Origin of the sequence: Streptomyces musisoli (genome assembly GCF_016741855.1) — a bacterium.
In the GTDB taxonomy this organism is placed as follows: domain Bacteria; phylum Actinomycetota; class Actinomycetes; order Streptomycetales; family Streptomycetaceae; genus Streptomyces; species Streptomyces musisoli.
Genome location: NZ_JAERRH010000001.1, coordinates 94,057 through 116,439 on the forward strand (window position 1 = coordinate 94,057; position 22,383 = coordinate 116,439).

Annotated in this window: 17 protein-coding genes; 3 read left to right on the forward strand and 14 right to left on the reverse strand. The window is 72.9% G+C overall.

Features of this window, described 5'->3' with window-relative positions:
- Nucleotides 1–60: 60 nt before the first annotated feature.
- Nucleotides 61–735: a 4'-phosphopantetheinyl transferase family protein gene (locus JK361_RS00250; RefSeq protein WP_201813534.1), complete on the forward strand. Its 675-nt coding sequence runs from the start codon at nt 61–63 to the stop codon at nt 733–735.
- Between the two features lie 54 nt (nt 736–789).
- Here the strand turns inward: JK361_RS00250 and JK361_RS00255 are convergent, their stop codons facing one another.
- The 5 genes from JK361_RS00255 to JK361_RS00275 form a co-directional block, all read right to left on the reverse strand.
- Entirely contained in the window at nt 790–2,136 is a 1,347-nt protein-coding gene (locus JK361_RS00255) for an NAD(P)/FAD-dependent oxidoreductase (RefSeq protein ID WP_201813535.1), read from the reverse strand.
- A gap of 5 nt (nt 2,137–2,141) precedes the next feature.
- Nucleotides 2,142–2,414: an acyl carrier protein gene (locus tag JK361_RS00260; protein ID WP_201813536.1), complete on the reverse strand. Its 273-nt coding sequence runs from the start codon at nt 2,412–2,414 to the stop codon at nt 2,142–2,144.
- Between the two features lie 44 nt (nt 2,415–2,458).
- Nucleotides 2,459–3,940, reverse strand: a complete 1,482-nt coding sequence (locus JK361_RS00265) for an amino acid adenylation domain-containing protein (protein ID WP_201813537.1) — start codon at nt 3,938–3,940, stop codon at nt 2,459–2,461.
- Complete coding sequence (locus JK361_RS00270; protein ID WP_201813538.1) at nt 3,937–5,073, reverse strand: acyl-CoA dehydrogenase family protein; 1,137 nt, start codon at nt 5,071–5,073, stop codon at nt 3,937–3,939. The genes JK361_RS00265 and JK361_RS00270 overlap by 4 nt, the downstream gene beginning before the upstream one ends.
- A gap of 346 nt (nt 5,074–5,419) precedes the next feature.
- Entirely contained in the window at nt 5,420–6,238 is an 819-nt protein-coding gene (locus tag JK361_RS00275) for a thioesterase II family protein (RefSeq protein ID WP_201813539.1), read from the reverse strand.
- 191 nt (nt 6,239–6,429) lie between these two features.
- Here JK361_RS00275 and JK361_RS00280 point away from each other — a divergent pair, with 191 nt between their 5' ends.
- Nucleotides 6,430–8,505: an acyl-CoA dehydrogenase family protein gene (locus tag JK361_RS00280; RefSeq protein WP_201813540.1), complete on the forward strand. Its 2,076-nt coding sequence runs from the start codon at nt 6,430–6,432 to the stop codon at nt 8,503–8,505.
- Nucleotides 8,506–8,920: 415 nt separating this feature from the next.
- Nucleotides 8,921–10,495, forward strand: a complete 1,575-nt coding sequence (locus JK361_RS00285; RefSeq protein WP_201813541.1) for a GMC family oxidoreductase — start codon at nt 8,921–8,923, stop codon at nt 10,493–10,495.
- Here JK361_RS00285 and JK361_RS00290 read toward each other — a convergent pair.
- The 9 genes from JK361_RS00290 to JK361_RS00330 form a co-directional block, all read right to left on the reverse strand.
- Complete coding sequence (locus tag JK361_RS00290) at nt 10,484–11,089, reverse strand: SRPBCC domain-containing protein (RefSeq protein WP_201813542.1); 606 nt, start codon at nt 11,087–11,089, stop codon at nt 10,484–10,486. The genes JK361_RS00285 and JK361_RS00290 overlap by 12 nt on opposite strands.
- Before the next feature lie 197 nt (nt 11,090–11,286).
- Nucleotides 11,287–12,087: a LytR/AlgR family response regulator transcription factor gene (locus JK361_RS00295; protein ID WP_201813543.1), complete on the reverse strand. Its 801-nt coding sequence runs from the start codon at nt 12,085–12,087 to the stop codon at nt 11,287–11,289.
- Between the two features lie 123 nt (nt 12,088–12,210).
- Nucleotides 12,211–13,080, reverse strand: coding sequence for a carbohydrate ABC transporter permease (locus tag JK361_RS00300; protein ID WP_201813544.1), 870 nt, complete (start codon nt 13,078–13,080; stop codon nt 12,211–12,213).
- Nucleotides 13,077–14,039 carry a carbohydrate ABC transporter permease gene (locus JK361_RS00305; protein WP_201813545.1) on the reverse strand — a complete coding sequence of 321 codons (963 nt, stop codon included), beginning with the start codon at nt 14,037–14,039 and terminating at the stop codon, nt 13,077–13,079. Before JK361_RS00305 ends, JK361_RS00300 begins: the two co-directional genes overlap by 4 nt.
- Nucleotides 14,033–15,400: an extracellular solute-binding protein gene (locus tag JK361_RS00310; RefSeq protein ID WP_236052286.1), complete on the reverse strand. Its 1,368-nt coding sequence runs from the start codon at nt 15,398–15,400 to the stop codon at nt 14,033–14,035. Before JK361_RS00310 ends, JK361_RS00305 begins: the two co-directional genes overlap by 7 nt.
- A complete protein-coding gene (locus JK361_RS00315) occupies nt 15,397–16,377 on the reverse strand; it encodes a GNAT family N-acetyltransferase (protein WP_201813546.1) in 981 nt (326 codons plus the stop codon). The genes JK361_RS00310 and JK361_RS00315 overlap by 4 nt, the downstream gene beginning before the upstream one ends.
- Before the next feature lie 162 nt (nt 16,378–16,539).
- On the reverse strand, nt 16,540–17,736 hold the full coding sequence (locus tag JK361_RS00320) for an exo-beta-N-acetylmuramidase NamZ family protein (protein ID WP_201813547.1): 1,197 nt from the start codon (nt 17,734–17,736) through the stop codon (nt 16,540–16,542).
- A 123-nt stretch (nt 17,737–17,859) separates the two neighbouring features.
- Complete coding sequence (locus JK361_RS00325; RefSeq protein ID WP_201813548.1) at nt 17,860–20,232, reverse strand: glycoside hydrolase family 65 protein; 2,373 nt, start codon at nt 20,230–20,232, stop codon at nt 17,860–17,862.
- Nucleotides 20,229–22,367 carry a xanthine dehydrogenase family protein molybdopterin-binding subunit gene (locus tag JK361_RS00330; RefSeq protein ID WP_201813549.1) on the reverse strand — a complete coding sequence of 713 codons (2,139 nt, stop codon included), beginning with the start codon at nt 22,365–22,367 and terminating at the stop codon, nt 20,229–20,231. The genes JK361_RS00325 and JK361_RS00330 overlap by 4 nt, the downstream gene beginning before the upstream one ends.
- Between the last annotated feature and the right edge of the window lie 16 nt (nt 22,368–22,383).

A 22,383-nucleotide genomic window follows, 5' to 3' on the forward strand; every position in this document is an offset into this window, starting at 1 on the left:
TGATCTTCCGCAATTTCGGCATCGGGATCCCGGGGGGGGGGATACCGGAGGGGGCGACCGATGGGTGAGCCGAACCCCGCGGGGTCCGGCCATGTCGCCGTCTGGGTGGCGGTGGGCGCGGCGCCCGAGGGCGAGCCGCTCGATCTGGACCAGCGCGCCCGGCGCTATCGCCGGGCGCGGGCCACCGCACGTCGGGTCGGCCGGCAGCTGGTCACGGCGTACACGTCATGTCCGCCGGACCGCCAGGCCTGGGAGCGCGACGACCGGGGGCGCCCGCTCCTCGTCGACCCGGGCGGCCTCCATGTGAGCCTCAGTCACGCCGAGGCCGTGGTGGCGGCCGCCCTGTCGTGGGACGCTCCGGTCGGTGTCGACGTCGAGCGGTTGCGTCCGCTGGCCGACCGCGGTGCGCTGGCCCGGACGGCGCTGTCCGAGACCGAGCGGCAGGCCGTCGACGCGCTGCCGGAACCCCTGAGGGACGCGCAGTTGCTCCGCTTCTGGACCCGCAAGGAGGCCGTGGCGAAGGCCCTCGGTACGGGGCTCGCCACGAACCTGCGCGGCATCGTCACGACGGCCCACGGCGCTGTGGTGTCGCTTCCCGACGAGTGCGGCGACGTCTCCGAGTGGTCGCTGACCGACGTTCCCGTCCGGGAGGATGTGATCGCCTGCGTCACCGTGCGGGCGCCGGGCGTCCGGGTGCTGCCCCGGACGCTCGCGCTCCCCGCGGACGAGGGCTGAACGGGCCCGGGCGGCACCGGTCACGGCCCGAGTCTCCTCGGCATGTCCGCGCGGCTAGAAGGACGGAGCCATGACCGGGGCACGGAGCGTGCCCAGGTACGGGTGCCACAGGTGGGAGGGGTCCTCCTCGACGGCGGTCACGGTCTCCCGCATGATGCGCAGGACCTCCGGCTCCTCGTCGTCGTAGAGGTCGCCCTGGAGCAGCCGGATGATGTCCAGCCGGTACCGCGGGTCCGCCACGAAGGTGGTGAACAGGATGTTCAGCCGGTAGTAGACCGAGATGAACTCGTACCAGTTGCGGGTACCGTTGCGGATCGTCTTCTCGTACGTGGCGAAGCTGGCCCGCGAGAAGTCGCCGGTCTCGGCGGCCGCGACGATGTCGTGGCAGGCCAGTCGTGCGCTGTTGAGCGCGACGCTCACTCCGCTGGAGAAGATCGGGTCGACGAATCGCGCGGCGTCGCCGATCAGCACGTACCGGTCGCCGCAGATCTGCCGCATGGCGTAGCTGTAGTCGCCCTCGACCTTGAAGTCGGTCACCTGCTCCGTCTTCTTGAGCGCCTCGTACAGGTCGGGCCGGCTCTCCACGAAGCTCCAGAAGAACTTCTCGCGGTCCATGTTCGCCTCGGCGAACTGGTGCTTCTGGGTCACGACCCCGATGCTGGTGACGGTGTCGCTGATGGGGATCTGCCAGACCCAGGTGTCGCTGATCGGCAGGAAGTGCACGTAGATGTAGTCGACCTTTTCGGGGCTGTTGGCGACCGCGGACCGGTCCAGGCCGTCGAACCAGGCGTGGATGGCGTACTGGTTGAAGACGGGGTCCGCCTCCTTGATCCCGAGCTGCCGGCCGAGCATGGTCTGGCGGCCGGAGGCGTCGACGATCATCTTGGCGGTGATGTCCACCTCGCTGGAGCCCACCCGGCAGGTCAGGGTGACCTTGTCGGGGTCGTCGAAGTCGACGCGCATCGCCCGCATCCCCTGGAACACCTTGGCGCCCAGGCTCTCGGCGTGCTTGAGCAGGATGAGGTCGAACTTGCTGCGGTCGACGTGGAACGTGTAGTTCCGGTCGACTCCCGGCTGGTCGCGCTCGCTGAACAGGATGTCGGCCGTGCCGAGTTCGTGCGTGAGCTTGCTGGCCTGAGAGGCGGTGACGTTGAGCGACGTGGACGCCGTCCAGGCCGCGCCGTACTTGCGCGGGAAGCCGGCCGACTCGATCTTGGGCATCGCCCCGGTCTCCAGCAGCACCCGCGTGGTGGCCGGGACCAGCGACTCGCCCACGTGCGGCCGGGGGAAGTTGTCGCCCTCGAACACGGCCACCTTCATACCGGCCTTGGCGAGGTAGGCGGCAGCACTGGAGCCGGCCGGGCCACCGCCGACGATCACGACGTCGAAATCGACACTCATACTTCTCAGGCACCTTCCGCGGGAACGGCCGTCAGGCCGGAAACGAGCTTGCTGATGGACGTGATGTCTCGGAAGTTCGCGGCGTTGATCGACGCCAGCGGCACCTCGACCCGCAGTTCCTCCCGCAGGAAGTTCAGCAGGAGCGCACTGTTCATCGAGTTGAGGACCTCCCACTCGAGCAGCGGGGTCGACTCGGTGAGCTCACCCTTCGGGTCACCGTCGAGGAAGCTCTCGGCTATGAAGGTCCTGATCCGCGGTGTGACCTCGTCGAGGGTCATCGCGCCGCCCCTTTCCGTTGGGAGGTGGTTGTCACGGCTACGGTTCATGAACTGCTTGTTCCGGCCCCGCCGGCGCGGGCCTCCAGCACCGGGCGGTCGATCTTGCCGTTGCCGTTCCGGGGCAGCGGGGAGAGGATCCGCACCTCGTCCGCCACCATGTAGCGCGGCAGACGCTGGGTGAGGTACTGCCTCAGGGCCAGGACCCCGAGATCGCGGCCGGACTCCGGGGAGACGAACGCCACCAGACGGGTGTCGACTCCTTCGCCCACCGCCACCGCGGCGGCCTCCGCGACGTCGGCGTGGTTCTCCAGCACCGACTCGACCTCGGCGAGTTCGACCCGGTGGCCGCGGATCTTCACCATCTGGTCGCGGCGCCCCAGGTAGTCGAACGAGCCGTCGGGCAGCACCCGGACCAGGTCGCCGGTGCGGTACGGACCGCTCTGCGGCGGATGGCCCCAGTAGCCGGCCATCACCGTGGGGCCGTCCGCGACGAGTTCGCCCTCCTCGCCCGCTGCCGCGACCCCGCCGTCGCCGCGCACCGCCCAGACCCGGTCGCCGCCGGCCGCGACACCGATCGGCACCGGCCGGTCGCGGTCCAGGTCCGCCTTCGTGACCTCGTGGTACGTGCACACGTTGGTCTCGGTCGGGCCGTAGAGGTTCATCATCCGCGCCCCGGTCCACGCGGCCAGGTCGCGCAGCTGCGCGATGGGGAACGGCTCGCCCGCGAACAGCACCGTGTGCAGCGACTCGGGCGCCGGACGGTCGAGGAGCCCGCCGTGCCGCATCATCACCGCGAGGGCGGACGGCACCGAGTACCAGACACTGATCTGCCGAAGGTGGAGGAACTCCACCAGCTGCATCGGCGCGAAGGACAGCTCCGGGGGAATGAGGTGCACCGACGCGCCGGCCCGGAACGCCACGTAAAGGTCGAGCACCGACAGGTCGAAGGCGAACGGCGCGTGGTTGGCGAACCGGTCGTCCTCCCCCGGTGCCAGCACGTCGTGCGCCCAGTCGACGAACGCCCGGGCGTTCCCGTGGGTCAGGCAGACGCCCTTGGGCGTGCCGGTCGACCCCGATGTGTACAGGATGTACGCCAGGTCCGAGTCGGTCGTGGCCGTGTCGACGGGCGGTGCCGGATCGTAGGGGCCGTCGAGCCCCTCGTAGCCGGCCTCCTCGCCGAGTTCGGCGGAGATCCGCGGGATCCGGGCGTTGTTCGTGACGACGACGCGCGCCGCGCAGTCCCGGGCGATGGCCGCGACCCGGGCGACCGGGCTGCTGCCGTCGACGGGCACGTAGGCGGCGCCGAGCCGGAGGACCGCCTGCATCGCCGCCACCGTCGCCGGGCTCTTGCCCGCCCAGAGCACGACCCGGTCGCCGCGCCGGACGCCCTGGCGGCCGAGCCTGGCCGCGATCGCGTCGGCGGCGGCGTCGAGTTCGGCGTAGGTGAAGGAACCGGACGGCCCGCTCACGGCCTGCGCGTCGGGCCGGCGTGCGGCGGCCTCGATGACGAGCTGGTGGAGGGTCACAGCCCTGCCTCCCTCGCGATGAGTTCCAGTTGGATCTCGGTCGTCCCGGAGAAGACGGTGGTGGGCAGGCAGTCGCGCAACTGCTCCTCGATCCCGGCGTCGGCCAGGTAGCCGGACGCCCCGAACAGCTGCATGGCGTCGAGGCTGTTGGCGACCGCCGCCTCGGACACGGCGGTCTTCGCCATCGCGATCGCGCCGACGTCCGTGCGGCCCTGGTCCAGCAGCCAGCAGGCGCGGTACAGCAGCAGACGCGCGCTCTCCAGCCGCTGCCGCATCCTGGCGATCCGGTGCGAGACGGCCTGGAACCCGGCGATCTTGCGCCCGAACTGGCGCCGGCGGGTGGTCCGGCCGACGCACTCGGCGAGCTGGCGCTCCATCAGCCCCAGGTAGCCGGCGAACAGGCAGCCGCGTTCCCAGGCCATGGAGTGCTGGAAGATGGCCCCGCCGCTGCCCTCGGCCCCGAGCCGGTAGCGGGCCGGTACGACGCAGTCCTCGAACCGCACCCGCGCCGCCAGGCAGCCGTTCAGCCCCATCTTGGGCAGCGGCGGACCGACGACGACGCCGTCGAGTTCCCGCGGCACGGCGAACGCCGAGATGCCCAGGAAACCGGCGGCCGGATCCGTGACCGCGTAGGTGACGAACACGTCCGCGATCGGGGCGTTGCTGACGAAGGACTTCTCCCCTTCGAGCACGTATGCGTCGCCCGAGCCCTTGGCGGTGGTCCGGATCCGTCCGACGTCCGAACCCGCCTCGTCCTCGGTCATGGCGTTGCCGGCGATCACGTCGCCCGCCGCCATGCCCGCCAGCAGCTCGCGGGCCGCGTCCGTCCCGAACTCCCAGACGGGCACGGCGCAAGACAGCAGGTGCGCCGCGACCCCGAAGACCAGACCCATGTCGGAGCAGGAGCGGCCGAACGCCTCCAGGCCCAGCGCCGTGTCCAGAGCCCCCAGGCCCGCACCGCCGTGCTCCTCGGGAAGGCACATCCCCGTCAGGCCGATGCTCGCGGCGTCCTTCCAGGCCAGCCGCACCAGCTCCGGGTCGGTGCACGTCTCATGCTCGGCGAAACGCTCTGCGACAGCCGCGTTTATGCCGGCGTACCGTTCACGTTGAAGCGGTGACAGCTCGAAGTCCATCAGACGTTTTCCGGTGTGTATTCGACCGGTGCCAATTCAATCCCACCCCTATGACCGCACCCAGAAAGTTTCGGTGCCGCGACATTTGATTATTCTGGTCCGAACACTCGGCAACGGTAGGTTCCTGCCGGGCGGACCCCAACCCTTACCGCACCCTTATGAAAGGCGGACCCGCCTAGGGGTACGGTAGGGGTGTCAGCCGGGACGCAATCGACGTACTGTCCGCACGAGATCCCGCCCGGAAATGCCGAGAGGCGCGCCAATGCGCGCCTCCGTGTTCCGCACCGGATCGCCGGTTCGCCGCCCCACGCAGCGGCAGCCGGGTCGCCGCGCCAAGAGCGCGGGATCAGCCCCCCGTCGACGTGGCGCGGGGGCGCGCTTCGCCGCGGGGCCGGCCCCGGCCCGCTTCCTGTCGCGCCCCGGACAGCGCGGACGCGATGACGTCCAGCACTCCGGCCCGGCATTCGTCCAGGTAGAAGTGGTCGCCCGGGAAGATTCGCAGGTCGAACCGGCCGAGCGTGTGCTGCGACCAGGCCGCCGTGTCGTCGATGGAGGCCTTCGGGTCGCTGTCGCCGACCATCGCGGTGACATCGCACGACAGCGGCGGTGCGGAGTCGAACCGGTACGTCTCGATGGCCGTGTAGTCGGCGCGGATCGTCGGCAGGACGAGGTCGAGCAGGTCCTTGTCCGCCAGGACGCGTGGGTCCGTGCCGCCCAGTGCGCGCACCTCCGCGACGAGCGCGGCCGTGCCCGCCCGGTGCAGCTCCTCGTGCCGGACACGGGAGGGCGCCCGCCGGCCGGAGACGAACAGATGCGCCGGTGCGACGCCCTCGTCCCGGGCGATCCGGCTCGCCACCTCGAAGGCGAGGACCGCTCCCATGCTGTGGCCGAAGAACGCGAACGGCTGTGCCAGCCGCGGCCGGATCGCCGCATGGATCCGGTCGGCGAGTTCGGGAACGGCGCGGATGCAGGGCTCGCTGCGGCGGTCCTGGCGGCCCGGGTACTGCACGGCCAGCACCTCGATGTCCGCCGGGAGCGACCTCGACCACGGGAAGAAGTAACTGGCGGCACCGCCCGCGTGCGGGAAACAGAAGAGGCGTACGCCTTCCGGCGCCTCCCGGTAGACGCGGAACCAACTGTCGCCGTCGGTATATTCCACTGCCATCACCTTCCTCAGCGCAGCACAAACAGCCGATCCTCGAGGCGCATCCGACCTTATCCCCGGCCCCGGTGCGGCGAACCCCTAGAAAACCCTTATCGTGCCGCTTCCGCATTGCCCGGCATCGGCCCGTCTCCCTACGCTCGATTCGACGGCGTGGCAGCGGACACCGCAGGCGGGACGGGCGAATGCTCAGCATGGATGAAACCACCGAACTGCTGACCCGGCAGTGGCACTTCCCCGATCTGGCTGACGAGGCCGCCCTGGCCCGGCTGTGGAAACCGGCCGCGGCCCTCGGCTGGTTCGACCGCGGCAGCCTCGCCGGCACCGTCGCGCTGGTCCGGGCCACCGGAGCGGCCGCCTGCCCGCTGCCCGTGATGGACGGCTTCGTCGCCGCGGGCCTGCTGACGACGGCCCCGGAGATCGTGGCCGGCATCGCCGCCGGGGACGTCCGGATCCTGGTGGCGGCGGGGGACCCGGCGGCCGGGACGGTGCAGTTCGCGGAATGCGGGACGGCCGCCTCACACGTCCTGGTCCTGCCGCCCGCGGGCGGACGCGCCTCGGTACGGCCCGTGGAGTTCGCCGTCCCGCAGCCCGGGCTGGCACAGCCCGCCTGGTCCCGGCTGCACCTGGGCGGACCGGAGGCCGTCGTCGACGTCGATCCGGAGCGGGCCGCCCAGGCGCTCTCCCTGCTCAGGCTGGGCCTGGCGGTACGGGCGACGGCGGCCGCCCGGCGGTCCCACGAGCAGTCCGTCGCCCATGCGAAGGTCCGCCGGCAGTTCGGCCGGGCGATCGGCGGGTTCGGCGCGGTCCAGCAGCGCACGGCGACCCGGGAGATCGAACTCGTCGCGGGTGAACTCCTCATCGAGGATGCCGTGCGCAGGCACGCCGGCGACGCACCGGACCGGATCCTCGCCACGGAGCTGGCGGTGTCCCATGCGGCCGCAGTGGCACCGCGCATCCAGATCAGCGCCCATCAGACCCTCGGGGCGGGCGGGTACTTCGAGGGACACGACGCCCCTTGGCTCTTCCGCCGGGTCCACGCCGACATCGCGCTGCTGCCCACCTGTCCGGCACCGCGCGGAACCGTCGCCGACATCCTGATCGGGTCCGCCACGGGTCTGCCGGCCGTGGATTCCACTCCGCAGGCGGCGGCGATGCGCGAGCAGGCGCGCTCCTTCTGCGCCGAACACCGCTCCCGTGTGAGGCTGCTGGACGAGGACGACGACCCTGCCGTGGTGGCTGCGATGTCCGCGCGCGAGTGGTTCGGCATGACCTGGCCCGCCGCCGACGGCGGCCGCGGGGCCGGCCTCACCGAGCAGCTCGCGCTACAGGACGAGACCGCCTACCACCAACTGCCGGTCGCCAACGCGATGGGGGCCGTCTCGGTGGTCGGCGCACCCGTCGTCAAGCACGGGACGGCCGAGCAGAAGGAGAGGTACCTGCCCCGGATCAGGGACGGAAGACTGACCTTCTGCCTGGGCTACAGCGAGCCCGAGGCGGGCTCCGATCTCGCGTCGCTGACGACGACCGCCGTGCGGGACGGCGACGACTGGGTGATCAACGGGACGAAGGCGTGGATCGGCAACGCCCACACGGCGGAGTACATCTGGCTCGCCGTGCGCACGGACGTGGACGCGAAGCCGCCGATGGCCGGGATCAGCATGTTCATGGTCCCGATGGCGTCCGCGGGGATCCGGACGGAGCCGCACCGGGCTCTGTCCGGGCAGGTCTGCTCCACGGTGACCTTCGACGACGTCCGGGTGAGCGACTCCGCGCGCATCGGCCCGGTCAACCGCGGCTGGCAGGTCATCACGGACACGCTCACCAGCGAACGGCTGCTGCTGGCCACCGAACTCGCCGGGATGTCCCGTCGGCAGTTCGACGAGCTGCTGGCAACCGTGCGCGCCGATCCGGACGGCGCGGCGGGCCCGTCCGGGTCGGACGGGCGGGCCCGGCTGAGCGGCATGGCCGTCCGGGTCCAGGCGGTGAACCTGCTGCTCGCCGAGGCCGCCGCGAAGGCGGAGTCCAGCGCCGTGCACACCGCACGTCTCACCTCGGCGATGGCCGGCGTGCTGGCCGCGGAGGTGGCGGAGCGGCTCAGCCGCGACGCGCTGGAGATCCTCGGCCCCGCGGCGGCCCTCTGCGCGCCGGACGCGCCCGGCGGGGGCATCTTCGAGCAGGGCCTGCGCCTGTCCGTCCTCGCGTTCCTCGGCGGCGGCACCAACGACGTGCAACGCGGCCTGATCGCCCGCGGCCTCGGCCTGAGCTGACCACCCGGATCACCGGCGGCCTCGACCGACCTGCCCCGATCACTTACGACCTCGGCCCGACCTGAACTGACCCGATCACCACGGCCTCGGCCCGACCTGAGCTGACCCGTCCCGATCACCCACGGCCTCGGTCCGCCCCGCCCCGGCTCCCGGGGCTGCCGCCTGGCCGGGCGCGGAGACCGCGGTCCGCCCCCGGAGGGCCCCGCCGGGGCCGGCCGTTCCCCCGTCGGTCACGTCGACGTCCGCCACGGGCCGGGCAGCGGCGAGCGTCGGCCGGCCGGCTCCGGTTCCTCCCGTGTGTCCTGCAACCGCGGGGCGTGAAAACGCCTTCCCTGTATCGCCGTTTCGGTCTTGCCTCTTCGGTAGTGCCTCTCGATCACCTCTTCAGCAGTGCCTTCCGAGCAAAGGGGATGGAATGAGCGAGTACGACTACGTCGTCGTCGGCGCCGGGTCCGCGGGCTGTGTGCTGGCGGCACGTCTGTCGGAGGACCCCGAGGTGCGGGTGGCGGTGATCGAGGCGGGCGGCCCCGACTCCGCGCGGGAGATCCATGTCCCGGCCGCCTTCCCCCAGCTGTTCAAGAGCGACCTCGACTGGGACCTCGACTCCGAGCCCGAGCCGGGCATCGGCGGCCGGCGGACCTACCTGCCCCGCGGCAGGATGTTCGGCGGTTGCAGCTCGATGAACGCGATGATCTACATCCGCGGCAACCGTGCCGACTACGACGGCTGGGCCGCGGCCGGGGCCACCGGCTGGTCGTACGACGAGGTGCTGCCGTACTTCCGGCGCGCGGAGGACAACGAGCGCGGCGAGGACGAATTCCACGGCGTCGGCGGGCCGTTGACGGTCAGCGAGGGCCGATCCGGCCACCCGCTCGCGTCGGCCTTCGTACGGGCCGCCGAGCAGGCCGGCCACAAGGCGAACGACGACTTCAACGGGGAGACCCAACTGGGCGTCGGCCGCTACCAGCTCACCCAGCGCGACGGACTGCGCTGCAGCACCGCCGTGGCCTATCTGCGCCCCGCCCTCGCACGGCCGAACCTCACCGTGCTCCCCTCCTCCCGCGCGCACCGCGTGGTGATCGAGGGCGGCCGGGCGACGGGCGTGGAGGTGGAGCGCGGCGGCACCGTCGAGGTGATCCGCGCCGGGCGCGAGGTGATCCTGTCCGCCGGCACCTACGAGTCCCCGAAGCTGCTGATGCTGTCCGGGGTCGGGCCCGCCGCGGTCCTGTCCGCCTTCGGCATCACCGTCATCCGCGATCTGCCGGTCGGCCTGGGCCTCCAGGACCACTACATGACGCTGCTCAACTTCCGCACCGATCAGGAGTCGCTGATCAGCGCGGCGAGCCCGGACAACGCGGCGCTCCTGGAGAGTGCCGGGCGGGGCCCATTGACCTCCAACATCGGTGAGGCCGGGGGCTTCTTCCGCAGCCGTGACGCGCTGGACGCACCGGACCTCCAGTTCCACGCCGCCCCCGTGCTGTTCCACCAGGAGGGGCTCGGTCCGGCCACCGAGCACGGCTTCGCCTTCGGCCCGTGCGTGCTCGCCCCGACCAGCCGCGGCGCGGTGACCCTGCGCTCATCGCGCCCGGACGTGGCACCCCGGATCGTGCACAACTACCTGACGACGGCAAAAGACCGGGCGTGTCTCGTCGCCGGTGTCCGGCTCGCGCTGGACATCGCGGCGCAGCGGGCGGTGGCCGACCTCGTGACGGGGCCGTACGGCGACGCTCCGGCGGCCTCGGACTCCGACGCGGACCTCCTCGCCTGGGCACAGCGGTCCGGGCAGACCCTGTACCACCCGACGTCGACCTGTGCCATCGGCGCGGTGGTCGACCCCGAGCTGCGCGTGCTCGACGTGTCGGGCCTGCGGGTCGTCGACGCCTCGGTGTTCCCGGCGGTGCCGCGCGGGAACACCAACGCGCCCACGGTCATGGCCGCGGAGAAGGCGGCCGACCTCGTCAGGGGGACGGCGCCGGCGCTACGGGGCTGAGCCGCCCGGCTTGCCCGACGCCGCACCGTCGGCCTGCCCGCGCGCGGACAGGCCGGCGTGGCGGTCCGGGTTCACCACCGTGGACAGGCCGTTGAGCAGGAGGCGGGTGCCGCCGCGCAGATGGGCGGCGTCCTGGGTGCCGTCTCCCGTGGGCACGAGCCAGGTGTACTGCTCGGTCCAGGTCAGGCGGGAGCCGCCGGCCTCGTCGGACAGTTCGACGGTGACGAGGGAGATCCAGCGGCGGCTGCCGTCGACCTCGGCCTCGTAGACGTGGACGATCCGGGTGTCCGGAACGATGTCCAGGAACCGGGAGCGGTAGGCGAGGCGCTCCTCGGTGTCTGCGGAGACGAAGACGTTACGGGCTTCCTCGCCGCCGCCGACCCGGAAGTCCAGTGCGTGCTCGGCGGTGGCGGACCCGCCGGGCAGGCGGAACCAGCGGCTCCGCAGGGATGGGTCGGCGAACCCGCGGAAGACCTCGGCCCGCGGCACCGTGAAGCTCAGACCGACCGAGAACGAGCCGTGCCGGGCGGGGAAGGCCGGGCCGTCGTCCGCGGCACGGGCCGCTTCGGCCCGCGTGGGGCGTCCTGCGTCCATCGACCCAACCTAACACGGGCCCGGCGGCCCCGGCGGGACGGCAACTACTGGTGGGACAGGCCTGGTTGAGGCGACCGCACGGTTACCCGGCCCGGTGCCCGCCCGGCTCGGCGGACGCGGACGGGCGTCCGTCAGGCTCGGCGGACCCGGCTAGGTGCCCGCCCGGCTCGGCGGACCCGGCCAGGCCCCCGCCCGGTTCAGCGGACGCGGTCCGTCGCACGGCCGGCCAGCAGGTCCCGCAGTTCCCGGGCGTTGCGCCGGCTGACGGCGAGGACCCGGTCGCCGATCCGGACGGTCAGGTTGCCGCCCTCCACCCGGAGTTCCTCGATCCGGCCGAGGGCGACGAGACGGCTGCGGTGGATCCGGACGAATCCGCGCGAGCGCCACTGCTCCTCCAGGGTGGACAGCGGTATCCGCACCAGATGGCTGCCGCGGCCCGTGTGCAGCCGCGCGTAGTCGCCCTGTGCCTCGACATAGGTGATGTCGGCGAGGGGCACGAACCGGGTCACCCCGCCCAGCTCCACGGGCACCTGGTCGCCGACGGCGGGGGCGGCGGGCGCGAGCACGGCCGGACGGGGCCCCTGCCCGGCCCGGACCAGCTCGGCGACCCGTCGTACCGCCTCGGCGAAGCGCTCCTTGCGCAGCGGCTTGAGCAGGTAGTCCACGGCCTTGAGGTCAAAGGCGCGCACGGCGAAGTCCTCGTGCGCGGTGACGAAGACCACCAGCGGCGGCGCGGCGAACCCGCCCAGCAGCCGGGCCAGTTCGAGGCCGCTCAGGCCGGGCATGTCGATGTCGAGGAAGACGACGTCGAAGCCCTGTGTGCCGTCCGGGCCCTCCGCCATGGCCCCGCTCAGCCGGCGCAGCGCCTCGGTGGCCTCCAGGGCGGGCACCGCCGTACCGACCCGCGGGTCCTCCCCCAGCAGGTACAGCAGCTCGTCGAGCGCGGGTCTCTCGTCGTCCACGGCCAGGACGCGCAAGGGCACGTCGGTCACCCTCATCTCCGGCGGCTCCCCTCGTCCTCGACCGTTCCTCCATGGTGGTCCCGCCGGTCACCGCCGTCGAGATCACGGACGGCGGTGTGTCCCGGCCGTGACCGGGCCGTGCTCCCCGGGTTGCCGTTCCTACTTGAGGCCGCTGAGCATGACGCCGCGGATGTAGTGCTTCTGGAGCAGCAGGAAGAGGATCAGGACCGGCAGGACGCTCAGGACGAGTCCGGCCATGACGACGGGCATCGTACGGGTCGGGTCGACGTGGTCCTGGAGGAGCTGGATGCCGACGGGCAGGGTCATCACGTCCGGGTCGGCCGTCGAGACGAGCAGCGCCCAGATGTACTCGTTCCAGGCGTCCACGAAGGTCAGCAGTCCGAGCGTCACCACGACCGGCTTGGTCTGCGGGACGACGATCCGCCACCACACGGCGAACTCGCCGGCGCCGTCGATGCGCGCGGCCTCCAGGACCTCGTCCGGGATCGCGATCATGAACTGGCGCGTCAGGAAGATCCCGAAGCCGTTGACGAGGAACGGCATCGCGAGCGCCACGATGCTGACGGTCAGGCCCGCCCCGCCGCGCCCGAGCAGGTCGTTGCCGCCCGCGAGCGGCCAGTGCACCAGGATCAGGAAGTGCGGGACGAAGAAGAGGAACGGCGGGAACATCATCGTCGACAGCACGAGCCGGAAGACGAAGTCCCGGCCGGGGAAGCGGAGTTTGGCGAGCGCGTAGCCGGCGAGCGACGAGGTGAGCAGCACCGATCCGGTGATCAGGGCGGTGGCGACGACGCTGTTGCGGAAGAGCAGCGGCAGGTCGAGCTGATCGACCGCCGCCCGGTAGTTGGACGGGTCGAAGGCCCGGGGCAGGAACCGGTACGGCAGTGTGCCGGCCTCGCCGGGCCCCTTGAAGGACGTCATCACCATGTCGAGGAACGGCACCACCGTGAGCACCGCGCCGGTTGCGACCAGCAGGTACGACAGCCACGGGAAGCGGCGGCGGTTCATGCGTCCTCCCCCTTGCGCCGGAAGATCCACAACTGTGCCAGGGTGATCGCGAGGACCACCGTGAACAGCACGAACGCGGCGGCGCTCGCGGTGCCCCAGTCACCGTGGCTGAAGGCCTGCCGGTACATCTCCAGCGCGGCCACGTCGGTCGCGTCGCCCGGGCCGCCCTTGGTCATCACGATGATCAGCGCGAACGACTGGAGCCCGGTGAGGAACTGGGTGACGCACACGAACAGCAGGGCCGGGCGCAGCAGCGGCAGCGTGATCCTCAGGAAGACGGTGCCGGGGCCGGCGCCGTCGAGTGCGGCGGCCTCGTAGTACGACCCGGGAATGGACTTCAGCCCGGCGGTCAGGACGAGGATCGCCGAGCCTACCGAGGCCCAGGCCTGGACGACCACGACCGCGGGCAGCGCGGTGTCCGGGTCCTGGAGGAACGCCACCGAGCCGAGCCCGAGGGCGTTGAGGACGCCGTTGACCAGGCCGCCCGGCTCGTACATGTACTTCCACACGTTGCCGACGGCGACGACGGTCGTGACGATCGGCAGGAAGTACAGGGTGCGCCACAGCCCCTGGAAGCGCAGCTTGTCGATGCAGGTGGCGACGAGCAGGGAGCCGGCGAGCGCGAGGGCCACGGTGCCCAGGGCGAACAGCAGCGTGTTGGTGAGGATCGGCGTAAGGAACGTCGATCCGTCCGCGAAGAGGCCGGTGAAGTTGTCCAGGCCGACCGGGTCGATGTCGCCGAGGTCGAACCCGGTCCAGCGGGACATCGACAGCAGCAGCGCGAAGCCGAGCGGCAGGGCCAGGAAGACCGCGAAGAACAGCAGCGCCGGCGCCAGGAAGAGGTAGGCGACGACGGCCTGGCGGCGCCGGGCCCGGCCGCGGCCGCCGAGGGCGCCGGCGGCGGCCCGCGTGGGGTGCGGGGCCCGCTCGGTCGTCTCCGGCGCCAGGGTGTTCACCATGAGCGCGCCACCTCCTGGTCGACCTGCCGGCGGGTGGTGCGCAGTGCCTCGTCGACGGACTGCTGACCGGTCCACAGCGCCTCGATGTTCTTCCGCAGCAGCGACTTGGCCTGCTGCGCGCCCGGCACGTTGGGCTCCGGCACCGCGTACGCCAGCGCGTCGAGGAACGGGCGCAGGTTCGGGTCGCCGCCCGCGCCGAGGAGCGTGCGCATGTCGTCGGCGCGGCCGGTCAGGGAGCCGACCGACACCTGAAGCGTGCTCATCCGGGTCGCTCTCGCGCCCTTCGAGGCGCCCTTCACGCCCGCCTTCCGGGCGTTGAGCCAGCTCAGGAACTGCCAGGCTTCGCGCGGGAACCTGCTGGCCGTGTTGACCCCCAGCATGAAGCCGGTGCAGAGCGTGGCGCGTTCGTCGTGCGCCTCGGGGACCGGCACGGGCGCGACGCCGACGTCCCGGTAGGCGCTGCCCATCAGGGACTTCAGGCTGCCGGTCCACCAGCCGGCGCCCACCACCATGGCCACCTGCCCGGACGGGAACGCCTGGTAGACGTTGACGCCGGGGGCGCTCGCGCCGCGGGTGACGAGGCGGTGCTCCAGTCCGAACACGGCCCGCCCGGCCGGCGAGTCGATGGCGGTGCTCCTGCCGTCCGCGGCGACGAACCGTCCGCCGGCTGCGTTGAGCAGGGCGAGTGTCTGGCCGACGGTGGTGGAGTCGTCGTAGGTGGACAGCCCGAATCCCTGGACGAGCGTGTTGCCGTACCGGTCCCGCCGGGCGGTGCGGTAGGCCGTCTCCTCCAGTTCCCGCCAGGTGTGCGGGGGGCCGGCGGCGCCGGCCTCGCGCAGCAGCCGCTTGTTGTAGTAGAGGGCGTAGGTCTGCATCTCGGTCGGATAGCCGTAGACCTCGCCCCCGACGGAGGCGGCGCCGACCGCGGCCTCGCCGTAGCCGCGTCTGATCTCCTCGGCGTGCTCGGGTGGGGCGGGGCGCAGGACGCCGGCCCGGACGAGCTGGCCGTTCCACAGGCAATACGGGTGGAGGATGTCCGCGCCCTGGCCCGCGGCCTGCCGGACCATGAACGTGGTCAGCAGGTCGGTGAACTCGACGGCCTTCGTCCGCACCTTGACCCGGTCGTGGGTGGCGTTCCACTCGTCGACCGGCCCTTGGAGGGCCGCCTTGAGTTCGCCGCTCGCGTAGTGGGAGAGCAGGGTGAGGACGATCGGGTCGCCGGGCCGTCCGGTGCCCTGGTGCGGCGCGGCGCATCCGGAGGCGAGGAGCGCCGAGGGGAGCGCGAGCGCGAAGTGACGGCGGCTCAGGCCGCGTGGGCGGGTCGGTGGCCGGATGACGCCGGTGCGGCGGGCCGGCGTCATCCGGCGGCCTCCCGGCGCATGACCCGGAACCTGCGGGTCGTGCTGAACCCGCTCTTGCGGTACATGTGGCCCGCCGGGGACCGCTCGCCGGTCCACAGGAACCACGCGGAGTGCGCACGGCGCGCCCGCATCCGTTCCAGGACCAGGTGGAGGAGGACTTCGCCGAGTCCGGTGCCGCGCATCTCCTCCAGCACTCCGATCGGGCCGAAGCGCTCGTCCACGGACTCGAAGGCGCCGTGCATCGCCCAGCCGACCATGCGGCCCGAAGGGTCCCGGGCGGCGACGATCCGGTCGAGCGGCGTGCCCGCGGCCAGGCAGTCCCGGATCGTGCACGCCCAGTCGGGGCCGAAGTGGCCGCCGGCGAGGGCGAGGAGGTCCACCAGGTCGTCGTCGGACGGCGTGGCGAACCGGTAGCCCTGCGCCGTCAGTCCGGCCAGGCGGCGCGCGACGTCCTCCGGGACGCGGTAGCCGACCAGACCGCGGTCCATCGCCGCCGCCTCGTACAGCGTGCGAAAGCCCAGGGACTCCAGGAGCCCGGCCGCCTCCGGGTACGCCTCGGCGTCCAGGCCGGGGAAGACGTAGTGCGGGGTGTACGAGGAGAAGTCCACCCGGGTGCGGCCGTGGCGGTGCAGCCAGTCCAGGGCGTCGGTCAGCAGCCGGCGGCCGAGACCGCGCCCGCGGGCGGCGGGGTCGACGAAGAAGAACGGGATCCAGCCCTGCTCCGGCTCCAGGTCGGTGCCGGCCATCGGGCGCAGACGGCGCACGGCGTAGGCCGCGCCGACGAGCCGGTCGCCGTCGACGGCGACCCGGAGTCCCTCCGGGTCGAAGTTGGCGTCGAGCAGCACCAGGGAGCGGAAGCGCTCCGGGGTGACGGGGTCGGCCGGCGCGCTGCGGCACCACGCCTCCACCAGCCGCGGTCCGTCGCCCGCGCGGAAGCCACGCGTCCCGGCCCGGGATGTCGTCGTGCGATCGGTCATCGACGGGGTTGTCCTTCCATACGCAGGTCGCGGACGGCGCCGGCCGGGACGGGTGGTCCCGGCAGGTGGTCGCACCAGGAGGTCCCGGCGGGTGGTCCCGGCAGGGGTTCCGGCACGCGGTCTCGACACAGGGCCCGGCACGCGGTCCCCCGGCGGCGGGGCTCACCGGTAGAGCAGCAGGTCGTCGCCCGCCCACCGGCCGGGCGGCGCCGCCGGTGCGCACAGCGGCAGCGGGTCGTCGCCCGCGTCGAGGGCGCGCCGCAACCGGTCGGACCCCCACAGCAGGTCGACGAAGTGGCGGTGCCCGGTGCCCTCCGCGCCGGCGTCGGCGGTGTGCCAGGCGAAGCCGTCCGGGTACAGCCGGCGCAGCACCGCGAGCATCGCCACCGCGGTGCGCACGGGCGTGAACGCCTGGCGGTCGGTGACGTGGAGCTGGACCCCGCGCAGCGGCCGTCCGGCGTGCTTGTGGAAGGCCGGTACGAACCACAGATCACGGAAGTGCACTCCGGGCAGGGCGAGTTCGGCGAGCGAGGGCGCGAACCGGGCGTCGATGTACGGCGCCCCGACGATCTCGAAGGGCTGCGTGGTGCCGCGGCCCTCCGACAGGTTCGTGCCCTCGAACAGACAGGTGCCGGGATACACGGCGGCGGTGGCGGGCGTGGGCATGTTCGGCGAGGGCGCGACCCACGGCAGGCCGGTGGTCTCCGCGTCCATGGCGCGCCGCCACCCGACGGCCTCGATCACCGTCAGGTCAGCGGCACGGCCCGCCGCCCGGGGCACGGCCGAGGCGTTGAGGTGCCGGGCGAGTTCGCCGCAGGTCAGGCCGTGCCGGACGGGTACCGCCGCGCGCCCGACGAAGCTCGCCCACTCCTCCTGGAGCAGCGGTCCCTCGCTGACGAGTCCGCCGAGGGGATTGGGCCGGTCGGCGACCACGAACCGCACGCCCGTACGGGCCGCCGAGACCATCAGGTCGAACATGGTCCACACGTAGGTGTAGAACCGGGCGCCGATGTCCTGGAGGTCGTACACCAGCGCGTCGACGCCACTGTCGAGCAGCAGCCGGTCGAGGCGCTCGCCGCCGCACCGGTAGGTGTCGTGGACGGGCAGGCCGGTGGCGGGGTCCGTCCGGGCGGCCTCGCCCTCGCCGGCCTGGCCGGTCCCGTGCAGCCCGTGCTCGGGACCGAACAGGGCCACCAGCCGCGCGCCGGCCTCCAGCAGCGCGGTCGCGGCCGGGCGCAGGTCGGGGAGGACCCCGGTGTGGTTGGTCACCAGTCCGAGCCGGCCCGGACCGGCGCGTCCGGGCGACGCGTGCAGTCGCGCGATCCCGGGCGTCACCGCGACGCGGTCGTCCGTGCTCATCCTGTGGCCCCGTCTGCCGGTGACATCTCGAAGCGGTGGACGACATTTATGCGTATGTCCGGGAATTTTGCAATGATTCGCCGCCAGTTCGCGCCACGCCGAACGCGTATGCGAGCGAACGTCTCAGTCCGGCAGCACCAGCCGGGCGGTCTCACCCGGCCGCACGGGCAGCGCCCGGTCCCGCAGGCGGATGCCGATGGGCGAGCGGCCGGAGGCCGGCACGTCGATCTCCAGCAGGCCGCTGCGCAGGCGCAACCGGACGCCCCAGTGCCCGCGGTAGCGGATGGTGAAGCCGTACGAGGACAGCTCGGGCAGCGGGACGGGGTCGAGGCACAGGGCGCCGCCGCCGGTCTCCAGGCCGGTCAGTCCGCGCTGGACGAGGTCGAGTGTGCCGGCCATCGCGCCGAGGTGGATGCCCTCGCCGGTGGTGCCGCCCTGGAGGTCGGCGATGTCGCCGCGGAGCGCGTCCTGGACGAAGCCCCAGGCGGCGGCGCGGCGGGCGCGGGTCAGGATCCAGCCGTGGACCAGGCCGCTGAGGGTCGAGCCGTGGCTGGTGCGGTGCAGATAGTGGTCGACGGTCGCGGACCAGGTGTGCTCGTCCAGCGGATACCCCAACCGCTGGAACAGGGAGCGCAGTTCGCGGGAGGAGAACAGGTAGCCGAGCATCAGGACGTCGGCCTGTTTGGACGCCTTGTAGCGGTTGACGGTGTCGCCCTCCGCCTCCAGGATCCGGTCCAGGCGCCGGATGTCGTCGTACCGCTTGCGGTAGTCGTCCCAGTCCAGCTCGGCCAGGTCGCCGTAGCGCTCGAACTGGCTGATCACCCCGTCGTGGAACGGGATGCGCAACCGGCGGGAGACCTCCTCCCAGCGGGCGGGCTCGTCCTCGGCCAGACCGGTGTGCTCGGCGAGTTCACGGCGGCGCGGCTCGGGCAGCGCGTCCAGCAGCTCCAGGGCGCGGGTGAGCACCCAGGCGGCGGTGACGTTGGTGTACGCGTTGTCGTCCAGGCCGGGCCGGTCCGCGCCGGGGTAGGCGTCGTGGTACTCGTCGGGGCCCATCACGCCCCGGATCCGGTACCGGCCGAGGCGGTCGTCCCAGGTCGCCGAGTCCGCCCAGAAGCGGGCGATCTGGAGGAACATGTCGGCGCCCTCGCCGTGCCGGAAGTCGGTGTCGCCGGTCGCCTCGCAGTACTGCCAGATGTTGTAGGCCACGGCCGAGCCGACGTGGTACTGGAGCCGGGAGTGGTCCGGCAGCCAGCGGCCCGAGTGCGGGTTGAGGTGCAGCTGCTGGGTCTCCTCGCGGCCGTCGCTGCCGCTCTGCCACGGGTAGAGCGCACCGCGCCGGCCGAGGTCGCGGGCCGCGTGGCAGGCGGCGTCGAGGCGGCGGTGGCGGTAGCGGAGCAGGGCGCGGGAGACCTCGGGGAGGTGGAGGTTCAGGTAGGGCAGGACGAAGAGTTCGTCCCAGAAGACGTGGCCCCGGTAGGACTCGCCGTGCAGTCCGCGGGCGGGGACGCCGACGTCCAGGTCCGCGGTGTGCGGCGAGAGGGTCTGGAGCACGTGGAACAGGTGCAGGCGCAGGATGCTGCCCGCCTCGCCGGGCACGTCGAGCACGGTGCGCCGCCACAGCTGCTCCCAGGCCGCGCGGTGCGTCTCCAGCAGTTCCGCGAAGCCGGGCGCGGCGGTGACCCGGTCGACGGCGGCGCGCAGCGGGTCGCTGATGGCCGGGTCGTGGGAGGTGTGCAGGGCGACGGCCTTGTCGACGGTGACGGCCCGGCCCGGCGGCAGGCTCAGCCGCAGGCGCTGTACGGCGCGGTGGACCTCGTTCGCGTGGGTGACCGGCGCGTCGGCGGTCAGCCGGCCGGCCAGCCCGAAGCCGATGTCGGAGGTGCGGGTACGGCAGCGCAGCCAGACCGTGCCGGGTGCGGAGGTGCCGACCTGGACGTGGGTGAGGTGGCGGCCGTCCAGGTCCCGGTAGCGGGCCACACCGGCGTTGGTGACGCTGCCGTCGAGCGCGGCTTCCACCTCCAGCTCGAGCGGGTGTCCCGTGGCGGTGAACTCGGTGCGCAGGGCGGCGAGATGGGGCTCGTCCAGGTGGACCAGGCGCAGCTGGCGGACGAGGAGTGTGCCGTCGTCGAGTGCGTAGCGGGTGCGGCGCTCCAGCAGGCCGGGGTCGAGCAGGAGGACCTGGTGGTGCTCGGTGACGGCGGCGGAGTCCGGGGTGAGCCAGTTCCCGCCCGCGGGCCGGAAGCGCAGGGGCAGCCAGTTGGGCAGGTTGACCATGTCCTCGTTCTCGACCCGGCGCCCGGCCACCTCGGAGGTGAGCCGGTTGTAGCAGCCGGCCGCGTAGGTACCCGGGTAGTGGACGTCGTCCGCGGTGCACTCGGGCAGCGCCCCGCGGGTGGCGAAGTAGCCGTTGCCGAGGGTGCACAGGGATTCCCGCAGGCGTTCCTCCGCGGGACGGTAGCCCTCGTACTCCCAGGTGGGGCCGGTCACCGTCACCCCTCGCACAGCAGGGCGGCGAGGATCCGGTCGGGGGTGAGGGGGAGGGTGCGGAAGCGGATGCCGGTGGCGTGGTGGACCGCGTTGCCGAGCGCGGCGGCGGTGCCGACGATGCCGATCTCACCGATGCCCTTGCTGCCCATGGGGTTGAGGTGGGGGTCGTCCTCGTCGATCCAGTCGGCCTCGATGTCCGGGACGTCGGCCTGGACGGGCACGTGGTAGGAGGCGAGGTCGGCCTCGGGGAAGTCGCCGAAGGCTGCGTCGAGGGTGCTGTGCTCGGTGAGGGCCATGCCGAGGCCCATGACCATGGCACCGGTGAACTGGGAGCGTGCGGTGCGGGCGTTGAGGATCCGGCCGGCGGCGAAGACGCCGAGCAGCCGGCGGACCCGGACCTCGCCGGTGACGGTGTCGACGGCGACCTCGGCGAAGTGGGCGCCGAACGCGTGCCGTGCGTAGGGGCTGTCGGCGTCGGCCTTCCCGGTGGTGTCCGCGCGGACCGTCGGCCCCTCCTCGGGGTGGGCGGCGAGCCGGGCGCACGCCTCGTGCACGGCCCAGCCCCAGGAGGCGGTGCCGGAGGACCCCCCGGCCAGCGGGGCCGGCGGCAGATCGCTGTGGCCCACCTCGGTGCGCACCCGGTCCAGGGGTACGCCGAGGGCGTCCGCGGCGATCTGGGCGAGGACGGTACGGGCCCCGGTGCCGATGTCGGCCGCGTTGACCCGGACGACGAAGGTGCCGTCGGGCCGGGCCTCGGCGGAGGCGGTGGACGGGGCGACCTGGACGGGGTAGGTGGCGGCGGCCACGCCGGTGCCGACGAGCAGCGGGCCTTCGCGGCGCACGCCGGGGCGCGGGTCGCGGCCGGCCCAGCCGAAGCGGCGGGCGCCCTCGCGCAGGCACTCCACGACGTGCCGGCTGCTGAACGGCTTGCCGCTTTCCGGTTCCCGCCGCGGTTCGTTGCGTACGCGCAGCTCCACCGGGTCCATGCCGAGCGCGTCGGCGAGTTCGTCCAGCGCGGACTCCAGGGCGTACATGCCGGGTGCCTCGCCGGGGGCCCGCATCCAGGACGGGCTGGGCACGTCCAGCGGCACCACGAGGTGGGTGCTGCGCAGGTTCGGGGTGGCGTACATGACCCGGGAGACGACACCGGCGTGTTCCACGAACTCCTTCACCCGGGAGGTGTGGGTGGTCACCTCGTGCAGCAGGGCGGTGAGCCGGCCGTCCGGGTGGGCGCCGAGCCGCAGCCGCTGCACGGTGGGCGCGCGGTGGCCGACCGTGGTGGGCAGGTACCGGCGGGGGTAGGCCAGGGTGACGGGCCGGCCGGTGTGCCGGGCGGCGAGCGCGGCGAGGACGACGTCGGGGCGTGGGGTGCCCTTGGAGCCGAAGCCGCCGCCGACGTGCTCGGCCACGACGGTGATCCGGTCCTCGGGCAGCCGGAACAGCTGGGCCAGCGTGGACCTGACGGTCGTACCGCCCTGGCTGGAGGTGTAGACGGTGAGCCGGTCGTCCTCCCAGTGGGCGGTGGTCGCGTGGGGCTCCATGGGGTGGTTGTGCAGCGGTGGCACGCGGTAGGTGACGTCGACGCGTACGTCGGCGGCGGTGAAGGCGGCCTCCGGGTCGCCGTGCTCGACGCGGCCGGGTCCGCCGGCCACCTCGTCCGGCTCGTAGGCGCCGGAGGCGTCCTCGGTGAGGTCGACATGGTGGGCCTCGGTGCAGTAGGTGACCCGGACGGCCCGGGCCGCGGCGCGGGCGGTCTCCGGGGTCTCGGCGACGGCCAGGGCCACGCACCAGCCCCGGTGCGGCACGTCCGCGCCGCGCAGCACGGCGAGCGTGCCGTCCTCGGGTGCGGCGAGCCCGGCGGCGTCACCGGGGGTGAGGACGGCGAGGACGCCGGGGAGGGCGAGGGCCGCCGAGGTGTCGATGCCGGTGACCCGGCCGTGGGCGACCGCGGCGGGCACGGGCCAGGCGTGGACGCGGCCGGGCAGTGCGTACTCGGCGGCGTACCGGGCGGCGCCGGTGACCTTCTGGCGCCCTTCCCGGCGCTCGACGGGGGCGCCCAGCGCGGTTCCGCCCAGCGCTGTTCCGGTCGGGCCCGTGGTGGCGTGGTCCTGGGACGGCGCGGTTCCGGTCGTGCCGGTCATGGGTGTCCTCCTGTGA

What these genes read in the sequence shown, in the direction of transcription:
- JK361_RS00250 (WP_201813534.1), top strand. Translation starts at nt 61, where the DNA reads ATGGGTGAGCCGAACCCCGCGGGGTCCGGCCATGTCGCCGTCTGGGTG.
- JK361_RS00255 (WP_201813535.1), bottom strand. Translation starts at nt 2,136, where the DNA reads ATGAGTGTCGATTTCGACGTCGTGATCGTCGGCGGTGGCCCGGCCGGC.
- JK361_RS00260 (WP_201813536.1), bottom strand. Translation starts at nt 2,414, where the DNA reads ATGACCCTCGACGAGGTCACACCGCGGATCAGGACCTTCATAGCCGAG.
- JK361_RS00270 (WP_201813538.1), bottom strand. Translation starts at nt 5,073, where the DNA reads ATGGACTTCGAGCTGTCACCGCTTCAACGTGAACGGTACGCCGGCATA.
- JK361_RS00275 (WP_201813539.1), bottom strand. Translation starts at nt 6,238, where the DNA reads ATGGCAGTGGAATATACCGACGGCGACAGTTGGTTCCGCGTCTACCGG.
- JK361_RS00280 (WP_201813540.1), top strand. Translation starts at nt 6,430, where the DNA reads ATGGATGAAACCACCGAACTGCTGACCCGGCAGTGGCACTTCCCCGAT.
- JK361_RS00285 (WP_201813541.1), top strand. Translation starts at nt 8,921, where the DNA reads ATGAGCGAGTACGACTACGTCGTCGTCGGCGCCGGGTCCGCGGGCTGT.
- JK361_RS00290 (WP_201813542.1), bottom strand. Translation starts at nt 11,089, where the DNA reads ATGGACGCAGGACGCCCCACGCGGGCCGAAGCGGCCCGTGCCGCGGAC.
- JK361_RS00295 (WP_201813543.1), bottom strand. Translation starts at nt 12,087, where the DNA reads ATGAGGGTGACCGACGTGCCCTTGCGCGTCCTGGCCGTGGACGACGAG.
- JK361_RS00300 (WP_201813544.1), bottom strand. Translation starts at nt 13,080, where the DNA reads ATGAACCGCCGCCGCTTCCCGTGGCTGTCGTACCTGCTGGTCGCAACC.
- JK361_RS00305 (WP_201813545.1), bottom strand. Translation starts at nt 14,039, where the DNA reads ATGGTGAACACCCTGGCGCCGGAGACGACCGAGCGGGCCCCGCACCCC.
- JK361_RS00310 (WP_236052286.1), bottom strand. Translation starts at nt 15,400, where the DNA reads ATGACGCCGGCCCGCCGCACCGGCGTCATCCGGCCACCGACCCGCCCA.
- JK361_RS00315 (WP_201813546.1), bottom strand. Translation starts at nt 16,377, where the DNA reads ATGACCGATCGCACGACGACATCCCGGGCCGGGACGCGTGGCTTCCGC.
- JK361_RS00320 (WP_201813547.1), bottom strand. Translation starts at nt 17,736, where the DNA reads ATGAGCACGGACGACCGCGTCGCGGTGACGCCCGGGATCGCGCGACTG.
- JK361_RS00330 (WP_201813549.1), bottom strand. Translation starts at nt 22,367, where the DNA reads ATGACCGGCACGACCGGAACCGCGCCGTCCCAGGACCACGCCACCACG.